6 protein-coding genes are annotated in these 3,736 nt (G+C 42.1%); 3 read left to right on the forward strand and 3 right to left on the reverse strand.

Going from position 1 to position 3,736, the window contains the following annotated elements; all coding sequences use genetic code 11:
- Positions 1-58: 58 nt before the first annotated feature.
- Positions 59-289, forward strand: coding sequence for a putative toxin-antitoxin system toxin component, PIN family (locus HMPREF1986_RS13735; protein WP_021773229.1), 231 nt, complete (start codon positions 59-61; stop codon positions 287-289).
- An 86-nt stretch (positions 290-375) separates the two neighbouring features.
- On the opposite strand, the gene HMPREF1986_RS02785 is transcribed toward HMPREF1986_RS13735, so the two are convergent.
- Positions 376-1,335: a helix-turn-helix transcriptional regulator gene (locus HMPREF1986_RS02785; RefSeq protein WP_036598994.1), complete on the reverse strand. Its 960-nt coding sequence runs from the start codon at positions 1,333-1,335 to the stop codon at positions 376-378.
- A 90-nt stretch (positions 1,336-1,425) separates the two neighbouring features.
- Here HMPREF1986_RS02785 and HMPREF1986_RS02790 point away from each other — a divergent pair, with 90 nt between their 5' ends.
- Entirely contained in the window at positions 1,426-1,842 is a 417-nt protein-coding gene (locus HMPREF1986_RS02790) for a pyridoxamine 5'-phosphate oxidase family protein (protein WP_036598997.1), read from the forward strand.
- Positions 1,843-1,921: 79 nt separating this feature from the next.
- Here HMPREF1986_RS02790 and HMPREF1986_RS02795 read toward each other — a convergent pair whose 3' ends face one another.
- Together HMPREF1986_RS02795 and HMPREF1986_RS02800 are read right to left on the reverse strand one after the other, a co-directional pair.
- A complete protein-coding gene (locus HMPREF1986_RS02795) occupies positions 1,922-2,974 on the reverse strand; it encodes a HigA family addiction module antitoxin (protein ID WP_036599000.1) in 1,053 nt (350 codons plus the stop codon).
- Between the two features lie 32 nt (positions 2,975-3,006).
- Entirely contained in the window at positions 3,007-3,303 is a 297-nt protein-coding gene (locus HMPREF1986_RS02800; protein ID WP_021773233.1) for a type II toxin-antitoxin system RelE/ParE family toxin, read from the reverse strand.
- Positions 3,304-3,546: 243 nt separating this feature from the next.
- On the opposite strand from HMPREF1986_RS02800, the gene HMPREF1986_RS02805 reads away from it, so the two are divergent.
- Positions 3,547-3,705, forward strand: coding sequence for a type II toxin-antitoxin system RelB/DinJ family antitoxin (locus HMPREF1986_RS02805; protein ID WP_036599010.1), 159 nt, complete (start codon positions 3,547-3,549; stop codon positions 3,703-3,705).
- The last annotated feature ends 31 nt before the right edge of the window (positions 3,706-3,736 follow it).

Below are 3,736 nucleotides of genomic sequence, written 5' to 3' on the forward strand. Positions count from 1 at the left end.
TATGAGTCTTGATGATATCAACAAGGAAATTGATCGTGCGCGTGCCGAGGTATAAGGGATGATCTGCTGCGCAGTCATTGATACAAATGTACTCGTTTCTGCATTGCTCTCAAGCAAGGATAATACAGCCACCGTTCAGCTTGTACGTAAAGTAATCGGCGGTGAAATTATTCCTGTTTACAGCAATGTAATCACAAAAGAATACAGGGAAGTCCTATCCCGTAAGAAATCAAAATATCTTTACCCTTTTCGGTATTCTTTTTTGTTCCGATTCCCATACATAATATAAGTCCACAACAAAAACTCGCCCATACAAATCCCTCGTCAGTAAGTTCTTCCGCTTCTTAAACCATCGAGAGGATGCTTGGGAAGGCTTCAGACCCCTTTCGCTTTGGGAAGCTCAGGCAGATAATATCTTGATAATTCGTTTAATCTCTTTGAAATATTTTCCCGCAAAGCTTCCGGCCTCACTGACAGAACCGAGAAAGAAAAGTGAATAAAATAGTCCGCAATGAATTTTTCCTCTCCGTGATTGTAAAATCCGCGAATGAAATATTGATTTTCCTCTGTGCAAAGCCGCATGGATGGATAGTGCTCTTTATAAAACAGATCAAGCCCTTTTTCCGATATACGTACTTCAAGCTCGACAGCATCTTTTCCCTTGTACAATTCATCCGCTGGCTTCTGAAATTCTGATAATTTCTTTCCCCTGAACTGTGTGGAAGGCCCGACAGCTTGTATTTTATCACAGCGTAACACTTGAATTTTTTGTGTTTCAAAGTTATATGCTGTTCCATACCATTGCCCATAAGCGGAGGAAATATCAAAGAATTGAACAATATATTTTTTCAAAACCTGCTTCCCATATTCGATCCGGCAGGGACGTTCTTCAATGGCATATTGCAGAATTTCTTTGAGATAGCGGCTTTCGTTTGAATGATAAACCGCGCCTAAGCGAAAAATCTGCTCCATTCTTTGCAAGGCCGTTATCTGTGTTTGAGACAGGCAGCCTTCAAATTTTGATTTCAATCTTTCCAGGCTCAAATGGAAAGGGGTCGACTGGTATGCCTTTAATGTCAGCATGGAGAAATAGAGCGAATACACTTCGTCAACAGTGAAAATGATAGGGGAAAGCAAGCGATTCGGCAGTATTTTATACGCACCGTTTCTTCCCGCCTGCGAATAGATCGGCATACCGATCTGCTCCAAAGATCGTATATCGCGAATTGCCGAACTTCTGGAAACCCCATATCGTTCCATAATGTCTTTCAAATGGAATGTATTTTTTCCACTGAAGTAGAGCAGCAGATCATTCAAGCGTTCTGACTTTCTCACAAAATCGCCTCCTTGCATAAAAGGTATCACAAATTGACACCTTTATCCATTATAATGCAGATAATCCAAAAAAGGAAAGGAGATCCGTATATGAAAACAAAGGCGGAGTTTTTAAGGATTATGGCGGTACAAGCAGAGATGGCATTGGCCACTTCTGTTGACAATATCCCAAACGTGAGAATTGTCAATTTCTATTTCTCCCCGGACAGCAATATCCTCTATTTCGCGACTTTCAGGGGGAATGACAAGGTGAAAGAGATCGCCGCGAACGAGAAAATCGCATTTTCCACGATCCCGCATGGCGGGAATGAACATGTTAAGGCAAAGGGCATTGCGGTGAAAAGCAGGAGGACGATTTTCGACCTTGCGGAAAAATTCGTCGAAAAGATCCCGGACTATCAGGACACGATAGATGCCGCGGGAAAATCTCTTGTTCTGTATGAAATCAAATTTGACACAGCCGTTGTCACACTGGATTTAGAGCATATCAGAACAATAAAGCTGTGAGGAAGTCAGATATTAAAGCAATTAGGGGCTGCCGCATCTTCTACTGCGCGGCCCCTTCATAACTTTTTCTATACTGCCTTTAAACAGCTATTTCATATTTCTCTTTCAAATTATTCAGCATGCTGTACTTGATCATTCCTTCCAGCTGCATTCTGCCGACAACTATCCCGGGGGCAACTCCCTGAGATTTTGCAAATTGGAGCACGCTTCTTTCTGAATAATCTCTATCTCTTCTGAAAGCCTCAAAGTCTTCCGCTGCAATCAGTATATCCCCGGACCATTTGTCAGCCGCCTTCTCATCATCTTCCGATGCAGCATTAGGATCTCCCACATGGCCGAGAGCAATGTGGGCAATTTCGTGGAACAAACTGAACCAAAACTTATCTGCATCCTTTCCTCTTGCCGTAAGTCCAACGACGATCTTACTTCCATCCATAAAGGAAGCTCCTTGGAGGAAAGAGCCCTTAAGATGTGGCAGAAATACTAAAGCTATTCCACAATCCGCAAGGCATTTCTTTATCTGAGGACAGAATTCTTCGGGTTTAAGCACAGTCATTTTTCGAAACTCCGGCGCAGTAGAGATCAAAGCTTTGATATTGATCGGAGCGGTTTTGATATCACGCGCCTTAAGCTTTGCTTCCTGAGACCAGGCCATTAAAGCCAAGTCGCTTTTTGCTGTAATTGCCAGACGCCTGCAGGCAATTCTCGTAATTTGCTCACTTCCAAGAAGCGAAAGCTCAACAATCTCAAAATATTTCCTGAGATTGACAACCTTCTCCCTGGCTTCTCTGGCCTCCGGGACCCAGCCCAATTTTGCCATCTCGCGATAAGGAAATTGCTTTGCTATTTCAGCATCGGCATCCATTGCATTTTCCGCTTCTGCCTTAATAAGCTTCTCTCTATAGATTGCCTCAAGATTGTTCCAGAACCTAGCTGGTATACCTAAAACCATCTCTAATCTAACTGCGGTTTCCGGAGTAAGCTGTACGTCACCATGAATGAGCTTGCTGATATGCTTTTCAGACATATCCATCCTGGCTGCAAACTCCTTCTGACTCATACCTCTGTCGTTTAGCTGCTCTTTTATTGTCGCCCCAGGTGGCGTTGCAATGTAACTGCGACTTCTCACCATAGTGCTGCCTCCCTGACTTGTCATCTTCACCGTTAATGATAATCAACTATTTCCAAAATCTTTGCTATTTGGATTTCGCCACCATTCTTCTCGAATACCAATCGGTACGGGTGAATCAAATCCACCGCGTATTGTCCTTTCCGATTCTGTGTAAGAGGATGACATCGTCCGATATGAAACTGAATCATCATTTCAACAGTGTCTGCCGCAACAATTTCATCGATACGATGATGTATTTTATCGGCCATTTCTCGGCCGAAGGTTCTCTCTGCCGCTTTGACATCCGTACAAACTTTTTCGATTTTCTTATTCTTGTACGTGATATCCAAAGCATCACCTCTTTTTCAGATTTGCCATCTAGGTAAATTCATTATAGTATAGATCTTCGTTTTTATCAAGATTCAAATTTACCTCATAGGTAAATTATATGTATTATTTTTCACTCGACATCAATAGCGAAAAAATCGTGTTTATGATAGGGATTTGAACTGATTCGCAGCTATTAGGTTCTATTCTTTGACTTTTTGCGCCTTTTCTCCTATATATAGAAAAGCTGTAAAGGAGGCATGATCATGGCACAGGCAACCTTCAGCGTCCGCATAGACGAAACATTAAAAAAACAATTTAACAGCTTATGTCAGGACTTTGGCATGAATGCTACCACAGCAATTAATGTATTCGCCAGAGCTGTTGTCAGACAGCGCAGAATACCCTTTGAAATATCATCTTGATATTGTCAATAATGGTTGACAGATTTTCCTC

The sequence above is a fragment of the Oribacterium sp. oral taxon 078 str. F0263 genome, assembly GCF_000469565.1.
Lineage (GTDB): Bacteria > Bacillota > Clostridia > Lachnospirales > Lachnospiraceae > Oribacterium.